Here is a 21,763-nt window from a genome sequence, read left to right on the forward strand (position 1 = left end):
GGCGTTGCCAAGATCGTGATGCCACATACTCACGCCTTAGATGCACCAAAGGCAGACGCTGGGAAAGTCTACGGCTTGGAACTTAACTCAAAAGTTGAGATTCAAGGTCGCGTTGGCAGATTTCTTAAGCTCAAAGAGCTACACAAAGGCAAGCAGGTATATGTCACAGGTAACCGTGCTTATATCGTGCTATAATCGTAAATGTAATTTATATTGGACAATAAAAGAGCTACTTTGGGATTAATTTCCTGAAGTAGCTCTTTTTTTGTTTCTATGATAAAATGACTTTATCGGGCAGAATGGTGCCTTTATATGTAGCTTTAAGCTTCTATGCATATAAGTATTAATGAAGTGAATTAAAATGCATTTTAAGAGCCACTCTGGAGGGTAAAACCTCTGGGGTGGCTCTTTTTTTGTGTAATGATATAATAAAAAGAGCAGTGGTATTACCCACTTGCTCTCTTGAGTTTTACTTCATAAACTTTTTAATGATCCATGAAGCAATTACAGTGGCTAAAACACTTGAAAAAGTAGTAGCCACAAAAGCTGTTATAGACATGAAAGTAACACTTTCTAGGTTGTGATAATTTGGAATTGGTTGGGTTCCACACAACCATTTATATTTTAGCAAATTTTAAAATAAGAACAAAATATTGAAACATTGTTCACTTTTAATATATAATAGTGGTGGACATGAAAGGATACACTTTCGTTTAAAGTCCCGAAGCTGGTTACTTTGGGCATGTGTCTAGCCGTCTAGTCGGTGTTTGTTGCTCTTGCTGTGCCGCAAGGGCTTTTTTGATACTTAAATTATCAGTTTTAAATAGCAACGAAAGAGCCACTCTGGAGGATTTGTCCTCTGGGGTGGCTCTTTTTTGCATTTTCAAAGAAATAATTATTGCATTTATCACGATAACGTGATAATATAATAAATGAAGGAGGTGATAATCTTGGCGCGGAGAAAAGTTCCTAAGAAGTTTCGGAAAAAACTTCGAAAGAAAAAAAGCCCTAAGGCTACTCCGTTAGAAGTGGCTGCAGCAATTGCAACAATTATTTCGGCAGTCGTTGAATTGCTCAGCTATTTCCACATTAGACCTTAAAGCTGTAAGGAGCCGAAAGGCTCCTTTTAGCCTATTATAAATTAGTTAGGAGAGAAAATCTATGAGTAAACGTTTAGCATGGACCATTATTTTAGTTTGTTCAGCATTAGTAGTGTTGCTAAAAGTCTTAACATATTTAGGAGTTAGACCATGAAAATAAATCTTAATAGTGATGATATAATGGAAGCAAGAGAAGCTGCTAGCATTTGGGGCGTGTCCGAAGGCTATGTTAGAAAAACTATAAGTCAATCACCCGAAAAATTTCCTGAGGGAACCGTCCGTAAATTTGGTAAACAATGGGTAGTTACTACTGAAGGAATGGAACATGCTACAGGCAAAAAAGACCCTAGAAGAAATTGATCTCTAAGGTGGCTCTTTCCATCTTTTCAATGGCTAAGCCTTCATTATTGCAATGTGCTATAATGATATTGTTTATATTGGACATGAAAAACCGCCCACAGCTAGTCTGTGAGCGGTTTGACAATTATAGAAAATCTACGTAAAATCTACTGAATAATCAGCACATTAGGTGGTATCCTATGGAACATTTAAAAACGAAAAAGGCTATAAATCAACACATGAGACGTGATAACACAAGAATTTATATTGACATCAAGGGGAAATAAAATGGCTAAAAAGAAAACAAATATTAGTAGAATTATACTACGAGTTTTGGCCATTATCCTTTTAATCGTTGGTGTGGCGCTAATCTTTAATAAACAAATTAGCAATCAAATGATTCGTCATAATCAGCAATCTACTCTCAATGGCTTGAATAAAAGTAAAGTTACGGAAAATCTACGTAAAAAAGGGATGTATGATTTTAGTAAAGTAAAATCATTGGGAATAGCGCAAGCAACAAGATCACAAGTTAAGAAAACTTCTGGTGCGATTGGTGCGTTAGCAATTCCTGATGTAAATATGTCCTTGCCAATTATGTTAGGCATGAGTGATGATGCCATGTCGACAGGCGGTGGTACGATGCGAGCTGATCAAGTGATGGGTAAGGGAAATTATCCTTTGGCGGGTCACTATATGACAGCAAAAGGTATCTTATTTTCACCATTAGAAGATGTCAAAAGGGGAGAGTTAATTTATTTAACTAATCTTAATAAAGTATATGTTTACCGAATTTATATGAAAAAGGTTGTTGATCCTACAGCTGTTTGGCTGGTTGATAATACGAAGAAAAATATCGTAACTTTGATCACTTGTGCTGATGGGGGCAAGAATCGCTGGGCTATCCGTGGCAATTTAATTAAAACGGAAAAAGCTACCGATGATAATTTGAAGGTTTTCAAGTTAAAATAAAAATCTACAATCTTTAACCTGATTTAGATTTGCGTTAAAATTATAATAGATTTTGTAATAAAGACACTCAATCATGAGTGCCTTTTCGTTTTGAAAAAACATAAGGTGTTTGATAATTAATGAAATGGCAAGAAAGAACAGCTCAAGAATTAGCACCAGACTTAGTTGAGAAGTATCAATTGAGTCCAATCGCAGCTAAGTTATTTGCTTTACGCGGTATTAATACGGACGAAAAGCTCGATTTTTGGTTTAATGCTACAGAAGATAATTTAGCTGATCCAGCACTCATGCACGATATGGATAAAGCGATTGAGCGAATTAATCAAGCAATTGATAATGGTGAAAAAATTACCATTTATGGCGATTACGATGCCGATGGGATTACCGCAACAACCATTATGACAGAGACATTAAGTATTTTGGGCGCAGATGTTCATTATTTTATCCCTGATCGCTTTAAAGATGGTTATGGTCCTAATTTAGCTCGATACCAAGATATTGTAGCTGATGGAACTAAATTAATTATCACAGTTGATAATGGAGTTACTGGGATTGAAGAAGTTAAATATGCGCAAGAGCATGGCGTTGATGTGATTTTGACAGATCACCATACTTTTCAGGAAGAAAAACCAGCTGCTTATGCAACTGTCCATTGTAATTATCCTGGGCAAAAATATCCTTTTGATGACTATTGCGGTGCTGGAGTCGCTTATACAATTTGTCGTGGTTTAATGCAAGATACGATGCCCGAATTACTTGATTTAGCAATGATCGGTACGATCGGTGATATGGTTAAAGTCACGGGTGAGGGTCATATTATTGTTAAGCGTGGCCTGGAAATGCTTAATCAAACAGAGCGACCTGGTTTGCGTGCTTTAATTAAAAATGCTGATCTAACTTTAGGTGGAATCAATGAGACTGATGTAGGATTCAATATTGCTCCACGTTTGAATGCTGTCGGCCGGTTAGATAATGCTAATTTGGCGGTTGAGCTTTTACTAAGTGATAATGATCTCGAGGCACAAAAAATAGCTGATAAAATTGAAGAACTTAATAATCAGCGTAAAGAGTTGACCACTCAAGTTTATGAAAAATGTATGGATTTGATTCAAAAAAATAGCTGGCAGAAGCAAAATACTTTAGTTTTATATGATCCAGAATTTCATGAAGGCGTCTTGGGGCTAGTTGCTAACAAGATTGTTGAAAAAACACATAAGCCGACAATTGTTTTAACTAAAAATGCTGCAGGTGAAATTAAAGGATCAGGTCGTTCATTTACTGGGTTTAATTTATTTAATGCATTGAATCCTATTAAAGACCAATACTTAACAAAATTTGGTGGTCATGATTTTGCTTGTGGCTTGTCAATGGAAGAAGAAAAAATTGCTCTGTTACGAGACCAATTTGAAAATAATTTCCAAGTTGAGGGTGGTCTTGAAACTAAAGATTATGATATGGAACTACCTATGAAAGGATTAAGTCCGCAAACTTTAGCGCAAATCAACCAGGTAGGACCTTTTGGTACGGGTGATCCACAACCAATTTTTAGTATTTCTGATCCAACGATCACTCACTTTTTTAAAATGGGTAAAGATAAGAATCACGTTAAATTTACTGTTAACAAGCAAGGTAGAAATTTAGCGGTAGTTGGTTTTAATAAGGGCTTTTTGAATAATAATCTTTTACCATTTATTTCTAAAATTTTTGTGCAGTTATCATTAAACACTTACCGAAAGCAAATTTCTTTACAAGGAATTATGACTGGTCTCGCTTTTGCCTCCCCTAAATTAGCCGTCCCAATACCGGTAATCGATTTACGTCAAGAAAAATATGTGATGGGTTTTGCTGACCGTTATCTATTATTTGATCAAAAAAATATTCCGATTGTGCGTAATAGACTGCAAATCGATGAAGATAAGATTAGTTTGGTTAAAGATTATGATCAAACAGGTGAAACGATCGCTTTACTTGATGTGCCACGTAATCAAGTTGAGTTGGATGAAGCTTTGGAAAAGAATTACCAACAGATCTATTTGCGCTTTTTGCTTGATCAATTACCAGTTGAGCAAATTCCAGCTAAAAGTTATTTTGGAAATATTTTAAAGTATATTTATAGTCATCCAACATTAACCCCAGCAGATTATCGAACCGTAGCACCATATTTAGGTTTAGATTATGATAGTGTGCTTTTCATTCTGAGAGTATTTTTTGAACTTGGTTTTGTAAAACTAGACGAAGGCAAGTTAGTCGGTGCCCCAGCTCCTAAGAAGCAGCCATTAACGGCATCGAAGTACTTGATGGCAGCTTCTTCGCAAATTAAGTTTGTCAGTCAATTGCGGACGATGCCAAGTCAACGTTTAATTACATATATTAATAATTTGGCAAATAATTAGATAATTATCCTGTTTTCAGTGCTTTTATTGTTAAAATCTGGTAAAATATACTGGTCGAAAGTGTTTGAATACAAACACACAGAGTTTTGGAGGTTTTGCTTCTTATGGCAGTTGATTTTAGTAAATATATTGCAAGTGTTCAGGATTTTCCTAACAAGGGCATTGTTTTCCGTGACATCACACCGATTTTGCAAGATGGTGAATTGTATCGCGCCGCTACGCATGAATTAGCAGAATATGCTAAGAGTAAGAAGGCAGATGTAATTGTTGGACCTGAAGCTCGTGGTTTTATTGTAGGTTGTCCTGTAGCTACTGAATTAGGCTTAGGTTTTGTACCTGCAAGAAAGCCACATAAGTTACCAAGAGAAGTTGAACGTGCTTCCTATGACTTGGAATATGGCTCAAATAGTTTGGAAATGCATAAAGATGCAATTAAGCCGGGTCAAAGAGTGGTTCTGTGTGATGACTTGATGGCTACTGCTGGTACCTTAAGAGCTTCTAAAGAATTAATCGAAAATCTTGGTGGTAAGCTTGTAGGTGCTGCGTTTTATATTGAATTACCAGATTTACATGGTAGAGAAAAGTTGCCAGATGTTGATATTTACAGTTTGGTTAAGTATCACGGCGCCTAAAAATAGAATAATAAAAAAAGGGAATTAAATCGATCTGATTTAGTTCCCTCTTTTATTTGAGCAAGTTGATATTATATTAAGAATTATTTTTTAACAAAGCCGGCGTCATACCAGACATTACTATTGTATTTAACTGACCAGCCAGTGACATTTGCATTAACGGCGGTCAATTCATAACTATTGGAGGTTGGTGCGAAATAGGCTTGATCATGCATCCATCTTTGCCATTTTTTGAAGGCTTGAACTCTGTAGTTAGGATCGAAGGCCTTTTGGCTGTCGATATCGTTTAATAGTTTATTATTGGTTTTAGAAGCAAACCGGGCAAAATTCAATTGCGAACTTTGACCATAGAGACTATTTGGTGAAGCGTCTCCTAAGCCCCAGGTACCCTCAAGTACATCAATTCTAGGGTCTGCGGCTTTAACTGCTTGAACCCAAGAATTGAATTCCATTGGTCGACCGCCTAAAAAACGTACATTCAAGCCGACCTTCTTCCATTGTTGAATATAATTGGACCAGATAGATTCCGCGTTTGGTGACGATGCGCGAACTGCTAAGTTAATTGTTAATGGTTTACCATTAGGCTGACTACGGAATTTGGCACCTTTTTGATATTTATATCCAGCTTGATCTAGCAATTGTTTTGCCTTTTTAAGATTATATGGATAACCAGGAATACTTCCATCATGAAATTTACCGTATTGTTCTGGAATTAAAGTGTCAACTCGGAAATTAAGATCATGATAGAAGCGGTGGTTGATCATATCAATATTCATGGCTGATAACATTGCTCTTCTTAAAGCTAGGTTATTCATCTTACTGTGCTTATTCTCAACATTTTTGCCTAATTTACTATCCCAACGGCCGACGCGAAAAGCAAGATAACTATAGCCTAAAGCTTTTTGACCAATAAAATTAACACCCTTTGTATTTTTTACCTGGTCGTATTCTGAGTTGATTACATCAGCCACGTCAAATTTGTGACTTTTAATTGCTTGTGACGCATTTTTATTGCTGATGACAGAGATGTTAACATGGTCAAAATTAGGTTGACCACGCCAATAATAAGGATTGCGTGACCAGGTAGTCGATTGTCCTCGCACTAATTTATCTAATTTAAAGGGACCGAAGAATAATGGCTTCTTACGAACTTTGTCGCTAGAAACGAGTTTACTGAAGGGCACATCTTTTAAATAGTGATAAGGTGCTGCATGATTCCAGATATAGCTATTACCAGCTTCTAACATAGCAGGATGCATTTCTTTAAAATGCAGAACAGCTTTTTTCCCATTGGGACCATCAGGTAGCTCAATTCCAGAAATTTTATTAGCCTTTCCTTGGTGATATTCAGTTACACCTTTCAAATCTTCTAAGTCAGAGTTGTACATAGTAGTATTGACCTTAGGATTGGCTAAAATTTCATAAGCATATTCAAGGTCCTTGGCCGTAACAGGTTGCCCATCAGACCAGCGAACCTTCTTTTTAACTGCAATGGTGGCAGTTTTAGCTTTTTGATCCAATTTTAAAGTGGCGGCACCAAGATTGTTATATTGCCGGTTTTTATCATATGTAAATAGTTCTTCATTACCCGGATCACTAACAATGGCATCTGGATGAGTGTCAGCTATTTCAGCTAAAAAGATCCCAGTAAAGGGAGAATCCGCTTCTAAAGCATAAGTCAAAGTCCCGCCCTTTTTAATGGGCTTTTTAGGCACTGTTTCTTTAAAATGTTCATTTGCTAAACTGGTATTCTTGCGAGCTTGATTGCCACAAGCTGTTAATGCAAGGCTGGACAATGATAATAACATGAACGACAAAACTTTGGTTTTTGAATGCATATTATTCCTCCTTTTAAAAACCAAAGCAGCTGAATAAAAAAAGCCCTACTAGGCCAATCTTATTGACCTAATAGGGCGTTTATTTAACACGGTACCACCTAAATTTTCAATAAAAATATTGAATCTTAATTCACATACGGCCACTTTAAATGGCGATATGCTACCGCGATAGAGGGCGGATCCTAAAATTGCTAATGAATCACAATTTTAGCTCAAAGGTGATATTTAGTAAAAAATAAATGCTTTTTTTCACCGACCAAAAGCTCTCTGGAATTATTTTTACTTTGCTAAATTTCCTTATCAAAGCTGCAAATTATTGTTTTGTATGCCTAATAATACGCGGTTAATTTAAATAGTCAACTAAAAAAATCAAATGCAATCTATATAAAATGTGCTCAAGCCTTGGTAAATCTGCGTTTATATGATTAAAATAATTTTAGTAAATATATTTAGTTTTAGTAAAACTTATAACTAGATATTTAGAAAATAAAAATGTAGAATATCATTTAACAAATTATGACGAAGGAGAGCTAGGATTTTGGCTACAATTAAAGAAATTGCCCAAAAAGCTGGAGTTTCAGCGGCAACTGTCTCACGAGTATTAAATTATGATCAAACTTTAGCAGTCAATGATGCAACTAAGCGCAAAATTTTTGTGATCGCAGAAAAACTGAATTATCAAAAGAATATTCGTAAAAAGCGAAGCAAAAATAAATTTATTGCAGTGGTCTTATGGTACCAACCTGAGCAAGAAATTAAAGATACTTATTACTATTCAATTCGTATGGGAATTAATGAGCAGGCTAGAATCGTTGGTTATGATACTAAAGTCTTTTATCAAAGTGATGCCTGGTTAGATTTAACCAAAGCTGAAGGCATAATTGTTATTGGTTCTAATCAATTTACTGATCATCAGCTGAAAAAGTTAAAAGCTTTTAAGAGGCCACTAGTGTTTGTGGGGCGGAACACTTTGGCTGAAGGATATTGCTGTGTTTATTCAGATTTTCACTTATCAATTAAAGAAATTGTTGATCATTTTATTAAGATAGGCCAAAAAGATATTGGAATGTTGGCTGGTGACCTTAATGATGAATATGACAAGGAAGATCTAATTGATTTTCGCTTTCAAGATTTTGAATTTTATGCGCGAAAATTAGGTTTATTTGATTCGAGCAAAATTTTTGTTGGAAAGTTTACGCCTGAATCAGGTTATGAAGCTATCAAGCGGGTAATTGAGGCCGGTAAAAAAATACCTGATGGTTTAATTGTTGCCAATGATGCTATGGCTATCGGAGCATTAAAGGCGTTACGTGAAGCGAATATTTTAGTACCGAATGATGTGAGTGTTATTTCATTTAATGATACAACTGCAGCAAAATTTGCTAATCCGGCTTTGAGTAGTGTGCATGTTGATACCCATGCGATGGGTGCAATGGGGATGCAGGTTTTGCAACAAGTAATAACTAATGAAAAAGTTACGCCATATAAGGTAGTCTTTAAGACTAGCTTAGTTTTGCGTGAAAGTAGTTTGAATTAAAAAGGATTGATTTATCAATGTTTTGAAAACAGAGATAAATCAATCCTTTTTTATTTTTAGACAATATTTAAAACTTTCGTTCGAAAAATTGTTGACGCATAGAACACATGTTTATATAATTGTGATTATTAGAACGAATGTGCAGATGTTAATATACCATCGCATCTGTAGTTTGTAAATTTGAAATATTGAAAGAAGAGTATAAATGAAAAGGAGCCAGTAAAAAAGAGAGGCAAGATTGGGCAAACACTATTATTTTCGTATTTGCAGAAGAAGTGGAGGAGTTTTAAGTATGAGGATACAGTTGAACTAGTTTCACAATATGTTAAATCTGGAGTTTTAGTACCTATAAAATCTCGAGGAGTTACGGCAAATAAAGATAATCTAGCTAAGTGCTATTTCTATAACGAGATTAATTTCAGCAGATTTGGTTAAAAAACTAAATAGTTTTAATCAGATAGATGTTAGCTGGTATCTTGAACCTAAAAAAGGTGATAAAAATATTTTTTTGGAGCCAGACAATTGGCACAAGGAATTTTTAAAGGAGTACGATTTTTTGAAAAAATTAGATGTATTTTTGACTGAAAATAAAGTCAAAATTAGTAAGACGGTATCGATTAATGAGCGTAGCTTAGAAATCTTTGGTGAAGAAAAAGTTTTCGAAAAGAAAAATGGAATTTCCATTTTAAAACGGTATCATATTGATCATGCTCAATTAAATATGTATAGGACATATGAGTTCACGAATTTTATTCCTCTAACTGGTCAAGGTAATGATTTCATTATGATTGAAAATGAAGATCCAATGTTTGATTTAGTGAAAGCATACCACGAACAAAAGAAAACTCAGTTTATGAATTTGGAGATTAATTCTTTAGTTGACTTGCTTAATAATCCTTTGGCTAAATATTATTTACCAGTTGATTTTTTGACAGGAATAAATTATACATTGGTGATTTAGATGGTGCAGGAATTAGTATCTTTTTAAATGTTCGGGACCATACACCATATCATGATATTAGACCTTGGGTAGAAGTGTATGAAAAGATGTTAGATAAAGCATTTAGTGAAAATATCATGTCTCGGCTTGATCAAAATAAAAAGCGTAATCAGGTGAAAGATATAGAATTGATGGATTTTTTACAGTATTTTTCACCTACATATCAAAGAATGATTCATAAATTATTTGTAAGTAATTGCTATATACCACAAGAAATTTTGAATTACAGTGATTATTAGGTGAAAACTATGGACGATACTGATTTAAATTATCTAAAAGAAGCAATAATTCAGCGAAGTAAAAATTTGCAAACTAATAATTTATTACTTAAAACTATAAGTCGAGCAAAGTTGCAGCTTAATAAATTCTTTGTAAATGACGTTGCCAAAGAGAATGAAAATCGACGTAATATACTTCAAGTAATGAATTTTTTAAGTATTTGTTGGAGCTTACAGTTATCCTCAGCTGATAATTTATTTGAGATAGATGAATTTGTAGATACTTACCTTGCTTTTTTGCTGAGAATCCGGCACAGAGAGTACATTTTGATCTTCAAGGTTCAACTTTTAGTTATTGAATCATTCTAATGAATATCACTATAGGGCTGGGTATTCCGAAGATATAAAAATGGCGGGTGCAATTGAAGCTTATGCCTATCCTCTTAAACGTATACTTCGTTTAGTTAGATCTAAATCTCCAAATGATCATGAAATTTTTGAATTACGAGTATTTGTTGATCAACAAATGTGTCTTAGTTCTAGGGAAGAATTGATACAAATTTTTAAGTTTCTGATTAATAATTTTTTAGGTGAACAGGATTTTATAGAAATTTATAGGGTAAGATTTGTTGATTCAAAAGAATATATAGGTGTCCAAATAGCAGATCTGCTGGTAGGTGCGGCACGACGGAAGATATTAGTCGATACGAGTATTATTTATTATTCAATTAATAATGACATTGATTGCCGTAAAGACGAGAATTTTCTTAAATGCTTCGGGCTATTGAATTTATGGCGAGAACAATATGCTCAAGATTCAAAATATACCTTGCTTTTACAAAAGAAATTAGATTATTTAATTAAAAAGATTGAAGCGATTATATATCAAAAATCAGTGTCATATTACGTTTCTCAAATTATTGCTACAGTTCACCCATTGAATAAGACATTAAGCAAGGATATTAAAACTTTTCAAGCTTTGGCTAGAAAGACTGGAAGTGAAGAAAAGCGGCGAAATTTTTTTAATATCTTTTTGAATAATTTAAAAAGAGTAAGATAAAATATGGGTTAGTAGTATGAAGAAAACGATAGGTCAAATTGATTTATTAATCGATAAAATTACTGAGCGAGAAGCGCTATTGAGTGATAAGAAGTTTGATCAAGCTGTTTTTTATCTGATGGATAATTGGAATTTATTAAAACAATCATTAAGTGCTGATATGGATTATAGCCAATTATTTGAAAAACTGCGAAAGCTAAATAAAAAAATTAAAGGTATTTCTAAGCCTTTTCATTATATGCCTAAAAAACACGTGCTATTAATCAGGGAAGGAGAGCAATTAATGCCATAATTAGCAATATTATTGGTGCTGATTGTAAAAAATTACAAAATTTGCAAGATGAACAAATCTTTCAGATGTATCTTGAAGCTAAGCTGCTAAATAAAAATTGAATGAAGCTTAACGATGATCGGGGAGTTAGTCAACGAAGCAGAAAAAGAAAATCTTATTTTATTCAATTAACTTTGAATATCTAATTACATGAATTTTGAAAAGTGAGTCTTCTTAAAAGTGATTGAAAATGTTATGATTTGAATTAAGGATCATTGATATAGCGGGATTTGTTTAGTGTATTCTCCACGTATGTGGAGGTGATCCTGTTTCGTTATGATGACCAAGTTGGTCACGTGCGGTATTCTCCACGTATGTGGAGGTGATCCCATTAAATTACCAGTTTTAGTAGGATTGCTCCAGTATTCTCCACGTATGTGGAGGTGATCCTATATGAAATCTACATTGATTGTGCAACATTTTGTATTCTCCACGTATGTGGAGGTGATCCCCGTTGATGATGCACCACAAGACATCAAGGCAGGTATTCTCCACGTATGTGGAGGTGATCCCTGTCTGTTATCGATGATAGCCACATTTCGAGCGTATTCTCCACGTATGTGGAGGTGATCCCTTGAGCTGCACATAGCCACCACAGCCCAATTGGTATTCTCCACGTATGTGGAGGCATCTTCCTCTTGTATCAAGAGATCTAAAAATAAAAAAATAGATAATCGATTAACTTAATCATTCTAAAAATCGTGCTTGATCTAACTTCCAAACATCGTTATACTAAAGAAAGTGTTGCATCGAGAATCCTTATTCACGATGCCCGATCAACAGAAATTTTAGCAAACCTCTTAAAGGCGACTCGCTTTTAGGAGGTTTTGTTTTTTTATTGCCAAACAAAAAAGATGACAAAAACGCTTTAATCATTCACAATAGGGAACAACAAATTGTTGAATTAGAGGATTTAATTATGAAAACAGTAAAGAATATTATTATCGGCTTTGGTAAAGGCGGCAAAACGCTAGCTAAATTTTTAGCGCAAAAGGGCGAAGAAGTCCTAGTCATTGAAAAATCCAATCAAATGTATGGTGGTACTTGCATTAATATTGCTTGTCTGCCATCTAAACGCTTAATTATTGAAGCGGGTAATGGCGTGGATTTCGTAGATGCAGTTAATGGCAAAAACAAAATGACTTCAATGTTACGCGGAAAGAATTACCATATGCTAGCAGATGAGAAGACAGTGACTGTGCTTGATGGTACTGCTAAGTTTACAGGAGACCATGAAGTTGCTGTAACTTTAACAAATGGTCAAGTAGAAGAATACCGCGGTGAGCGAATTTTTATTAACACTGGAGCAGTTCCAGTGATGTTGCCGATTCCCGGTCTGGCAGAAAGTAGTGCTATTCTTGATTCAACTGCTGCTATGGCCCAAGCTGAATTACCTAAGAAGTTGGTCATCATTGGTGCTGGCTATATTGGCTTAGAATTTGCCTCAATGTTTGCAGAATATGGTTCAGAAGTAACCGTATTGGACTTGCACGATAATTTTTTGCCACGTGAAGATGATGATATTGCAGCTGAAATTAAGCGTGATCTTGAACTTAATGGCGTGAAATTTGAATTAGGCGTAAAAATTACTAAGGTTGATGATCATACTATTTATTATGAGAAAAATAGCGAGTCTTTAACAATAACTGCTGATCGAATTTTAGTAGCTACTGGTAGAAAGCCCAATACTGAGAATCTCGGCTTAAAAAATACTAAGATTAAGCTAACTGAACGTGGTGCAATTGCAGTTGACGATTATTTAAAGACTAGTGTCAAAAATGTTTGGGCAATTGGAGATGTTAAAGGTGGCTTACAATTTACTTATATTTCGCTTGATGATTTTCGAATTATTAAGGACCAATTATATGGGGATGCCCAAAGGAAAGTAAGTGATCGAGTTAACGTGCCATATAGTGTGTTTATTACGCCAGCTTTGTCTCGAGTTGGCCTAAATGAAAAAGAAGCAAAGGCACAGAAAGTTGAATATGAATTGAAAAAGTTGCCGGTAGCTGCAATTCCTAAAGCACAAGTACTGAAAGACCCACGTGGTTTATTTAAGGCTCTAATTAATCCAGCTAATAACCAGATTTTAGGTGTAACTTTATATGGCGCTGAATCATATGAATTAATTAATCAAATCAGTTTGGCTATGAAAATGAAAATACCAGCACATGTTTTGCGGGATCAAATTTATACGCACCCAACGATGAGTGAAAGTTTTAACGATTTATTCAAGTAAAAAAACAGCTCGTGTCTACCAAATAGTAGATCACGAGCTGTTTTTTACTTACTGGTTAATTTAAATTTAGACCATGGTTTAATGAAGTCGAGCAAGAATAATTCATCTGAACTAATAGAACCAACTTTATTCATGCGTGGTTCTTTATGTGGTTCAAGGACAATTTGTAATTCATTTTTATAATGACCAAAATTATCATTGCCAATAATAATATCGCCGCGTTGAAATTCTACTTCGTTATCATGGATAGGATTAGGAATATCTTTATAGGTAACTCGCGGCATAGTTGAGCGAATAACCGCCTTAGTTAGGTCACCTCGGCGGAAGTGTTGTGGCTTTTCAACTATTGTTTTTTCAATTTCGTTAATGTCAGATACATAATTTACGTGTAATTTTAACTGATAGCGATTTACTTCAGAGAGTGCTTTAAGTTCCGCTTCACTAGCATAGGCGTTGCCAATAATTACATCATCAATCATATTTGAAGCAAATAAATGCATTGCTTGTACTTCGATTGGTAAATTGCGGTCTTCTTCTAAAGTAGGGAGGCCATCTTCAACATTCCAGGGACCAACTTTGCCAACTTGACTAGAGACAAAAGCAGCAGAGTGAATGCCAAAATTTTTAAAACGTTTACTACAATCTAAGAAGAAATCATAAGGTAGAGCCGTGCCGCGCTGTGGATAAAAATTATGGCAGCCATAGATGAAAGGTTGGTTGGCTTGGTAAGATAAAATATTGTTGAGGTAGTCAACATTATTACTCATATTAAGTTCAACAATTAGGCCATAAGGATTGTATGAAAGCATGGCCTCTGTTGCACCGTCAAAAGCTTCATCAAGCCGAATACCAGCTGCACCGATATCTGCAAAAAATTTCAGATCTGAATAATCAATTTCTAATTTCTTAAAGAGCTGAGGTGATACATCAAGAAAAGTTTGGTAGCCTAATTTATTGCCGTAGTCAATAATCTTCTTATATTTAGCTTGAGTTTCTTCAGGGCTACCTTGTACCTCAAGCATACTCATAAAAACACGAGTAAAGCCGTATTTATGACCTAGTTCTAAGTATTTTGTATTATCTTCAAAGTTGGTATGATCTGGATAAATGGACAGACCAAGTGATCTCATTGTCATAAAAGTACCTCTTTCATATTAAGATGTCTATACCAATTATATCAAGTTTAGCATTATGGGTCTAGTCCAAAGCGAAAAAGCAGTGAAATAATATACTCAAAATATAGTATGCTGATAGCAATTCGTCTCGTTACTTTTTCAGTAAACCAGGTGTTATATTAGGTGTACAGAGTATGTTTAAAAAGAGGGAAAATCAAGATGGGAAATTGTGATCAAGAGTCTGAGCGGCGACAAGTGGATGCACCTGGGTTAAATCTTTTTTTGAGTAGAATATATGAATATATGGCCTTGGCGGTTTTTATTTCAGCTATCAGTGCTTATCTAACAATGACGGTTTTTGCTAGATCATTTGCTAGCTTTATTGCGGCTCATCAATGGGAAGTGTGGCTGTTAATTTTATTGCCAATTGCTTTGACTTTTATTATTAGTTTTAGAGCAACGCGTAATCCCGTCGCGAGTTTTGCCTTACTGATGATAACCGCAATTGTTTATGGCGTTACTTTTGCTTTTCTTGCCGAGGCTTATAGCGGACACAATGTTGCTTCAGCCTTTGTTGCTTCGGCTACTGTTTTTATCATTATGGCAATTATCGGAACTATAACTAAAAAAGACCTGAGTCGAATTGGTTCTTATGCTTCTGCTGCTTTAATCGGCTTAATTGTAGCAATGGTAATTAATTTGTTTTTACATAATTCTATAATTGATTATATTTTTTCAACTATTGCGGTCATTATTTTTACTATATTGACGGCATGGGATGCTCAGCGCATGAAGAATATTTATTTACGCTATGGTGGTGATATTTCAACTAATGGACTAGCAGTGCTGGGTGCACTGCAGTTATATCTTGACTTTGTTAACTTGTTTTTACAATTTCTGGATATTTTTAGCGCAAGTGAAAGTAATTAAAATTTGACTTTATATTAATTCAAATGAAATAAGCACAATCTAATATATAAGCGTATACTATAAAGATATAGTTATTATTAGGGAGTGTTTTTAATGAAAAAATGCAAAAATTTGTTGATGACAATTGTTGTATTATTAACGTTAGTTGGGGAAATTAGTGTTATACCTGCGAATCTACAGAGTTCATCGCAATTAGTTAATGCAACCGTTTATCGTAAAAAAAGAAGGCGTAAGCAACATGACAAGACTAAAATTTGGACAAGTGAATATAAAATTGTTGGTAATAAGCGATCAAAAATATTTCATGTAATGCGTGGACATAATTACCGAATGAATCGCGAAAATGCAATTTTCTTTAAGAGTAAAGCAGCAGCTCGTGCGGCGGGATATCGTGAGTCAAGAAGATAAATGAAAAGCACTTCCAAGAATATAATTTCTTAGAAGCGCTTTTTTAATGCAAAATTGAATTAATAATTTATCTGTTTTTCATCACCGGTTGGTAAACTAAATCGATCACTACAGCAGCAATTAGTGCGACTAAAACGGTAATTGCTAAGTTTTGAATGGAAATTTTCACCATTGCTAAACCACAAAGGGCTAAGATAAAGGTTAACAAAACATCCGCAATTTGGACACCACCGACTAGTTTAGATGGATAGTCTTGCCAGAAGTACTTACGAGTTCTAGTAATTAGAACGATTAACATTGCACTAAGTACCAAGTAGACATAAACCATGGTAGAAACAGCACCATGACTCCAGCCATGAGTATTTAAGAACCAAACAAAGCCAATTCCAATTAAAGTCCAACCAGCGGCTAGTGAAAATGCAATTTTAGCTAATTTAGTCATGTTCCAATTTTCTGGTTTATAGGTAATGTGAGTCCGGTCAGTACCGATCATCATTGTGACCATATTGTTCATAATGGTGTAAATAACCATTGCATTTAAAGCCATTGGAATATAGTCGAAGAAGAGGTAACCAAAGGTCAATAACATAGTTAATTCAGCAGTTCTAGCCAATTTAGTTAACGACCACGTTGTCATTCTTTGATATACTCGGTGTCCCGCGTCTAAAATTTTAACGATTGAACCTAGGCCATCGTCAAGCAATACCATCTTACCAGAGCGCTTAGCTACGTCGGCCGCATTAGAAACGGCAATTCCGACCTCTGCCTGCTTCAAAGCAGGAGCATCGTTAACACCGTCACCAGTCATTCCGACGATGTAGCCTTTTTCTTGGAACAGTTTAACCATATTAAGTTTATCTTCTGGTAAAACATCAGCAATACCAGCAAGATCATTAATATCAGTGTTTTCGTTAAAATCATGAATAGAAATTACGTCACCGGTTAAATCAACTTGTTCTGCAACTGCTGCGGCAGTTTTTTGATTATCGCCAGTCAACATAATTGGCCGTACGCCACGCTTTTTCAGTTCAGCTAAGGCTGCTTTGGAATCTTTTCTAACTTTATCTTGTAAGATAAAGACGCCGGCGAGTTGATCATCAATTAAAACAGCTACAGAACGTCCGGCCTTAAAGTTAATACCAGAAACTTCTTCATTAGCATGTTTATCAATCAATGATAATTGCTTAAATGAGCCTAATTTTACATTATGACCATCGACTTCAGCCATCGAATAACCAATATCGGAAGTGAACGGTGTGAACTTTTCAGCATTTATTACTGGAATTTTATTTTCATTTAAGTATTCATCAATTGCTGTATCAATAATACCAGCATTACGTTTATCAGTTGCAGCACCGGCTAAAGTAAGTACATCCTTATCAGGTAGGTCGCTTAAGTCGGTCCAACCAGCTACAGCGGTTTTATTTTCTGTAATAGTTCCAGTCTTATCAAGCAAAAGTAAGTTTAAGTTGGCTGCATCTTGAATACCAGTTAAGTCAGAAGTCAGAACCTTCTCTCTACTTAAACGAGTTGCTTCAAATGAGTTAGACAATGCAAAGGTCGAAGGCATTGCAACTGGAATTGAAGCGATGAACATCATGGCCAAGAATGGCAACATATTGATAAAAGTGTTGAAATTGCCGCCCTTAAAGAATGAAGCAATAATAATAACTAAAGTCAAAACCCCGTCAAGCAAGCAGAGGTAGTAAATAATTTTAGTTAATAATTGTTGTAAGTGTCCTGGTGCAGCAGAATTATTGATTAAGTTAATCGTTTTCCCACTTCTTGAGTTTTTACCAGTTGCCGTAACAATTGCTAGGCCGTCACCTTCGACAACGGTTGTGCCCGCATAAGCAGTACTATCAATTGTCTTCTTAACCGACTTAGATTCACCTGTGATTGAACTTTCATCACAAGCTAAATTGCCATCAACAATCTTAACATCGGCTGCTAAAACATCCCCACGCTTAAGTGAAATTAAATCACCTTTAACTAATTGCTTCGAGTCAAGTTTGATCCACTTATCATCACGTTCAACTGAAACAGTAGGGGTTAGTTTGTGTGAAATACTATTTAAAACGCGTCTTGACTGCTTCTTTTTAGAGGCACCATTAAATGCTGCAAATAGAAGCATCAATAATACGAATAAAGATTGGACCCATTTGCCTAGGATACATTCTAGAATTAAAGCAGCTTCTAGAATCCAAGCAGAGAGGTTCCATAATTTAGATAAGAACTCCTTAAAGAAATTATATTCAGGCTCAGGTACTTCATTCAAGCCATCTTCTTTGAGGCGCTTATCTGCTTCAGCTTGAGTTAAGCCGCGGAATTTATCAGACATTGTTTTCCCTCCAAATCTACCTTTAATAAAGTAGCACAAATCTTGCAATGAATAAAATACTAAAATACAATATCAGATATTAAAATATTTGATATCAGTGCTAACTAAAATTAAAAAAGGATAAACTTTATGAATTTAAAACAATTACGGTATTTTTTGGTAGTAGCAGAAGAAAAGCAAATTACATCGGCTGCTAAACGGCTATATATTGCTCAACCGCCGCTTAGTTATCAATTAAAACAATTAGAAAAAGAATTAGGAGCACAACTGTTTAAACGAACTGCTCATGGAATTGAATTAACAGATGCAGGACAGACTTTTCAAAGTTATGCCAATGAAATTATTACGCTAGCTCAAAATGCTGAAAATCAGGTGCATAAGACGGTTTCAGGTGAATTAGGTACGATAACACTTGGGATGGCATCTTCTTCTACGGGATTAATTCCAATGAATTCTTTTGAAGAGTTTCGACAATATTATCCAGAAATTTCGTTTGATATTTATGAAGATAATACTTATGGCATTCTAGACAAATTAGAGAAAAAGACAATTGATTTAGGCATTGTGCGTACGCCATATAATCAAACTGGTTTGCAAACTAAGACTTTAACTACTGAAAAAATGATGGCAATTACTACTGATCCGATTTTGAAAGAGAAGAAAGAATTACGGATTAAAGATTTAGCAGGACACCCCTTAATTGTTTATCGCCGTTTTGAAGCTATTTTTAATCAAACTTTTGCGCATCATGGTCTTAAACCATTTTATGCAGTGAAATGTGATGATTCTCGAACGGCAATTACGTGGGCTAAGCAAAAAATGGGCTTGGCTTTAGTACCAGAGTCAATTGCTAAAACTTATGCTGAGGAAAGTATGATTCCGATTAAACATGCTAATTGGGTGACTCATTTACAATTAGTTTGGCGAAAAGACCGGCAGTTGACTCCATTGATGAAAAAAATCATTGCTGCAATGTGATAATATTGTAACTTGTGTCTAATTTATCCATAATTAATGTAAACGGATACATCAATTATGGAAGGTGATCAAATGTCGAATCCAATTCATGTTTATTCAGAAATTGGAAAGTTAAAAACAGTTATGTTGCATCGACCAGGAAAAGAACTGGAAAATTTAGCACCAGACATTTTACAGCGGATGTTGATTGATGACATTCCTTATTTAAAAATTGCTCAAGAAGAACACGGTGCTTTTACCCAACTCTTAAAAAAGCAGGGAATTCTTGTGCTTTATTTAGAGGATTTGTTAACACAGGCTAACGGCAGAAAAAATACGTTATGCATTTTTGGATCAATTACTTGATGAGTCAGGGATTACATGAGATATAAACAACCTTCTTTAGCTGATCTAGCTGAAGATCCAGATTATCCATTTTATCTGGATCCAATGCCAAATGTATATTTTACCCGTGATCAACAAGCTGCAATTGGTTCAGGAATGACGATTAATCGAATGACCTATCGCGCTAGACGGCGTGAATCTTTATTTATGGAAATTATTTTAAAGAATCATCCTAAATTTAAAGAGGCAAAGATTCCCGTTTGGCGTGATCGTTATCAACATGGTCGTCTTGAAGGTGGGGATGAATTGGTCTTAAGTGATCATGTGTTGGCTGTAGGAATTTCACAAAGGATGTCAGCCACTGCAATTACTGATCTGGCTCATAGCTTATTTGGTCATTCAAGTTATGACACGATTTTGGCAATTGCGCCAGTCGAAGTTGTTACCTATGATCGTAATTATGTATCAAATGATTTGTTGCGCAGGCATGGCATTATTTTGCATGAAATCCGTTCTAGCGAATTGTCCCGTGGTCGTGGTGGCCCTAGATGTATGTCTTGTCCATTAGTTCATGAAGATTTATAAGAGGCAAAAAATGAAGTATTTGCAAAATGTTTTTCAAGGTAGAAGCTTATTAAAATGTATGGATTATACACCAGCAGAATTGAATTATTTAATTGACTTTGCATTGCACCTGTTTGAAAAGTCATCGACTAGAACCCGTTCAGCCTTTGTAGTTGCTTGCAATGATTTAGGTGCTAATCCAGAGTATATGGGTGTTGGTGAAATCCATCTGGGTAAAAAAGAAAGCGTCAAAGATACTGCGAAAGTTTTAGGCAGTATGTTTGATGGGATTGAATACCGTGGCTTTGCATAAAAAGATGTGGAAGATTTAGCTAAATATGCTGGTGTTCCCGTTTGGAATGGTCTAACGGATAAGTGGCACCCACCCAAATGTTAGCTGATTTTATGACGATTAAGGAAAAGTTTGGTCATTTAAAAGGATTAACTTTGTGATGGTCGCGATAATGTGGCCGATAGTCTTTTGATAGCCGGCAGCATGTTAGGAGTTAATGTACACATTGTTACGTCTAAACCATTGTTCACGCATCCAGATGTGCAAGCAATTGCAGAAAAATTTGCTCAAGAAGCGGGGTCGCAAAATTTGATTACTGCTGATATTGATTAAGGCGTCCAAGTTGCTATTACACACGGCAATGGTCCGCAAGTCGGCAATTTGCTTTTGCAGCAATATGCGGGCGCTAGCAAGGATAATCCGGCAATGCAACTTGATACGATCAGTGCAATGACGCAAGGGAGTATAGGCTATTGGATGCAAAAAGCACTAGATGATCAATTGCATGTTGACAATTTTCCTAGTCAAGCAGTTGCTTTAATTACGCAAACGATTGTCGCTGCCGATGATCCTGCTTTTGCTAATCCTACCAAGCCTATTGGACCTTTTTACACATTTAATGAAATGCAAAAACAACAAATCTATCATCCTGATTATATTTATAAACAAGATGCAGGCAGAGGTTATCGTCAAGTGGTTCCATCACCTAAACCAATTGAAATTGTAAATGCCCCGATAATTAAGAATTTATTGAAAAATAATTTTGTCCCGATTGCTTGTGGTGGTGGCGGTATTCCTGTAATTGTCAAAGATGGACATCTTGAAGGAGTAACGGGCGTAATTGATAAAGATTACTCGGCTGCTAAAATGGCAGAAGACATTAATGCCGATGAATTAGTAATTTTGACTACAGTAGATCACGCCTTTTTAAATTATGGCAAAGAAAATCAGCAGGCAATTGGTCAAGTTAAAGTTGAACAATTAAAAAAATATTTAGCAGCTGGTCATTTCGCCGTTGGAAGTATGAAGCCTAAGGTAGAAGCTGCAATTGAATTTGTAGAAAAAACTGATAAGACGGCAATTATCACTTCCTTGAAAAATGCCAATAAACTAGCGGATAAAGTTGGCACAATTGTCTATAATTAGTTGGGT

18 protein-coding genes, 4 pseudogenes, 1 CRISPR repeat array and 1 other annotated feature are annotated in these 21,763 nt (G+C 35.3%); of the genes and pseudogenes, 19 read left to right on the forward strand and 3 right to left on the reverse strand.

Features of this window, described 5'->3' with window-relative positions:
• From Q0Y84_RS06570 to Q0Y84_RS06595, 6 genes and pseudogenes are all read left to right on the forward strand, one after another.
• Positions 1 to 195, forward strand: a pseudogene (locus tag Q0Y84_RS06570) (lysin); the annotation flags it as partial.
• A gap of 755 nt (positions 196 to 950) precedes the next feature.
• A complete protein-coding gene (locus Q0Y84_RS06575; protein ID WP_165518602.1) occupies positions 951 to 1,100 on the forward strand; it encodes a hypothetical protein in 150 nt (49 codons plus the stop codon).
• Positions 1,101 to 1,250: 150 nt separating this feature from the next.
• Positions 1,251 to 1,460 carry a helix-turn-helix domain-containing protein gene (locus Q0Y84_RS06580; protein WP_148238334.1) on the forward strand — a complete coding sequence of 70 codons (210 nt, stop codon included), beginning with the start codon at positions 1,251 to 1,253 and terminating at the stop codon, positions 1,458 to 1,460.
• A gap of 267 nt (positions 1,461 to 1,727) precedes the next feature.
• Positions 1,728 to 2,411 (forward strand): class A sortase, encoded by a 684-nt coding sequence (locus tag Q0Y84_RS06585; RefSeq protein WP_297951816.1) that lies wholly within the window; start codon positions 1,728 to 1,730, stop codon positions 2,409 to 2,411.
• Between the two features lie 119 nt (positions 2,412 to 2,530).
• Positions 2,531 to 4,804: a single-stranded-DNA-specific exonuclease RecJ gene (gene recJ, locus Q0Y84_RS06590; protein ID WP_297951819.1), complete on the forward strand. Its 2,274-nt coding sequence runs from the start codon at positions 2,531 to 2,533 to the stop codon at positions 4,802 to 4,804.
• A gap of 104 nt (positions 4,805 to 4,908) precedes the next feature.
• Positions 4,909 to 5,436, forward strand: coding sequence for an adenine phosphoribosyltransferase (locus tag Q0Y84_RS06595; RefSeq protein WP_297951821.1), 528 nt, complete (start codon positions 4,909 to 4,911; stop codon positions 5,434 to 5,436).
• Positions 5,437 to 5,519: 83 nt separating this feature from the next.
• On the opposite strand, the gene Q0Y84_RS06600 is transcribed toward Q0Y84_RS06595, so the two are convergent.
• Entirely contained in the window at positions 5,520 to 7,274 is a 1,755-nt protein-coding gene (locus Q0Y84_RS06600; RefSeq protein WP_297951823.1) for an oligopeptide ABC transporter substrate-binding protein, read from the reverse strand.
• A 68-nt stretch (positions 7,275 to 7,342) separates the two neighbouring features.
• Positions 7,343 to 7,587 (reverse strand) — a binding site (T-box leader).
• A gap of 225 nt (positions 7,588 to 7,812) precedes the next feature.
• Here Q0Y84_RS06600 and Q0Y84_RS06605 point away from each other — a divergent pair.
• The 7 genes from Q0Y84_RS06605 to Q0Y84_RS06635 all read left to right on the forward strand — a co-directional run bounded on the left by Q0Y84_RS06605 (position 7,813) and on the right by Q0Y84_RS06635 (position 13,659).
• Positions 7,813 to 8,811 carry a LacI family DNA-binding transcriptional regulator gene (locus Q0Y84_RS06605; protein ID WP_297951826.1) on the forward strand — a complete coding sequence of 333 codons (999 nt, stop codon included), beginning with the start codon at positions 7,813 to 7,815 and terminating at the stop codon, positions 8,809 to 8,811.
• Positions 8,812 to 9,367: 556 nt separating this feature from the next.
• Entirely contained in the window at positions 9,368 to 9,772 is a 405-nt protein-coding gene (locus Q0Y84_RS06610) for a hypothetical protein (RefSeq protein ID WP_297951827.1), read from the forward strand.
• 86 nt (positions 9,773 to 9,858) lie between these two features.
• Complete coding sequence (locus tag Q0Y84_RS06615; RefSeq protein WP_297951829.1) at positions 9,859 to 10,050, forward strand: hypothetical protein; 192 nt, start codon at positions 9,859 to 9,861, stop codon at positions 10,048 to 10,050.
• 9 nt (positions 10,051 to 10,059) lie between these two features.
• Complete coding sequence (locus tag Q0Y84_RS06620) at positions 10,060 to 10,398, forward strand: hypothetical protein (protein ID WP_297951831.1); 339 nt, start codon at positions 10,060 to 10,062, stop codon at positions 10,396 to 10,398.
• 40 nt (positions 10,399 to 10,438) lie between these two features.
• Positions 10,439 to 11,089, forward strand: a complete 651-nt coding sequence (locus Q0Y84_RS06625; protein WP_297951833.1) for a DUF3800 domain-containing protein — start codon at positions 10,439 to 10,441, stop codon at positions 11,087 to 11,089.
• Between the two features lie 16 nt (positions 11,090 to 11,105).
• Positions 11,106 to 11,381: a hypothetical protein gene (locus Q0Y84_RS06630; RefSeq protein ID WP_297951835.1), complete on the forward strand. Its 276-nt coding sequence runs from the start codon at positions 11,106 to 11,108 to the stop codon at positions 11,379 to 11,381.
• 278 nt (positions 11,382 to 11,659) lie between these two features.
• A CRISPR array of direct repeats spans positions 11,660 to 12,054; the repeat unit is 28 nt; unit sequence GTATTCTCCACGTATGTGGAGGTGATCC.
• Between the two features lie 285 nt (positions 12,055 to 12,339).
• Entirely contained in the window at positions 12,340 to 13,659 is a 1,320-nt protein-coding gene (locus Q0Y84_RS06635) for an FAD-dependent oxidoreductase (RefSeq protein ID WP_297951890.1), read from the forward strand.
• Positions 13,660 to 13,703: 44 nt separating this feature from the next.
• Here Q0Y84_RS06635 and Q0Y84_RS06640 read toward each other — a convergent pair whose 3' ends face one another.
• Positions 13,704 to 14,795, reverse strand: a complete 1,092-nt coding sequence (locus Q0Y84_RS06640) for a MupG family TIM beta-alpha barrel fold protein (protein ID WP_297951837.1) — start codon at positions 14,793 to 14,795, stop codon at positions 13,704 to 13,706.
• A 198-nt stretch (positions 14,796 to 14,993) separates the two neighbouring features.
• Here Q0Y84_RS06640 and Q0Y84_RS06645 point away from each other — a divergent pair, with 198 nt between their 5' ends.
• A complete protein-coding gene (locus tag Q0Y84_RS06645) occupies positions 14,994 to 15,704 on the forward strand; it encodes a Bax inhibitor-1/YccA family protein (protein ID WP_297951839.1) in 711 nt (236 codons plus the stop codon).
• Positions 15,705 to 15,797: 93 nt separating this feature from the next.
• Positions 15,798 to 16,112 carry an Ada metal-binding domain-containing protein gene (locus Q0Y84_RS06650; protein WP_297951841.1) on the forward strand — a complete coding sequence of 105 codons (315 nt, stop codon included), beginning with the start codon at positions 15,798 to 15,800 and terminating at the stop codon, positions 16,110 to 16,112.
• 67 nt (positions 16,113 to 16,179) lie between these two features.
• On the opposite strand, the gene Q0Y84_RS06655 is transcribed toward Q0Y84_RS06650, so the two are convergent.
• Positions 16,180 to 18,453 carry an HAD-IC family P-type ATPase gene (locus Q0Y84_RS06655; RefSeq protein WP_297951843.1) on the reverse strand — a complete coding sequence of 758 codons (2,274 nt, stop codon included), beginning with the start codon at positions 18,451 to 18,453 and terminating at the stop codon, positions 16,180 to 16,182.
• A 129-nt stretch (positions 18,454 to 18,582) separates the two neighbouring features.
• Here Q0Y84_RS06655 and Q0Y84_RS06660 point away from each other — a divergent pair, with 129 nt between their 5' ends.
• The 4 genes and pseudogenes from Q0Y84_RS06660 to arcC all read left to right on the forward strand — a co-directional run.
• Positions 18,583 to 19,431: a LysR family transcriptional regulator gene (locus tag Q0Y84_RS06660; RefSeq protein ID WP_297951845.1), complete on the forward strand. Its 849-nt coding sequence runs from the start codon at positions 18,583 to 18,585 to the stop codon at positions 19,429 to 19,431.
• Between the two features lie 72 nt (positions 19,432 to 19,503).
• A pseudogene (locus tag Q0Y84_RS06665) lies at positions 19,504 to 20,340 on the forward strand (arginine deiminase family protein).
• Positions 20,341 to 20,350: 10 nt separating this feature from the next.
• Positions 20,351 to 20,941, forward strand: a pseudogene (locus Q0Y84_RS06670) (ornithine carbamoyltransferase); the annotation flags it as partial.
• A pseudogene (arcC, locus tag Q0Y84_RS06675) lies at positions 20,936 to 21,757 on the forward strand (carbamate kinase); the annotation flags it as partial. The pseudogenes Q0Y84_RS06670 and arcC, both read left to right, overlap by 6 nt.
• Positions 21,758 to 21,763: the final 6 nt, after the last annotated feature.

This window comes from uncultured Lactobacillus sp. (assembly GCF_947367125.1).
Classification (GTDB): domain Bacteria; phylum Bacillota; class Bacilli; order Lactobacillales; family Lactobacillaceae; genus Lactobacillus.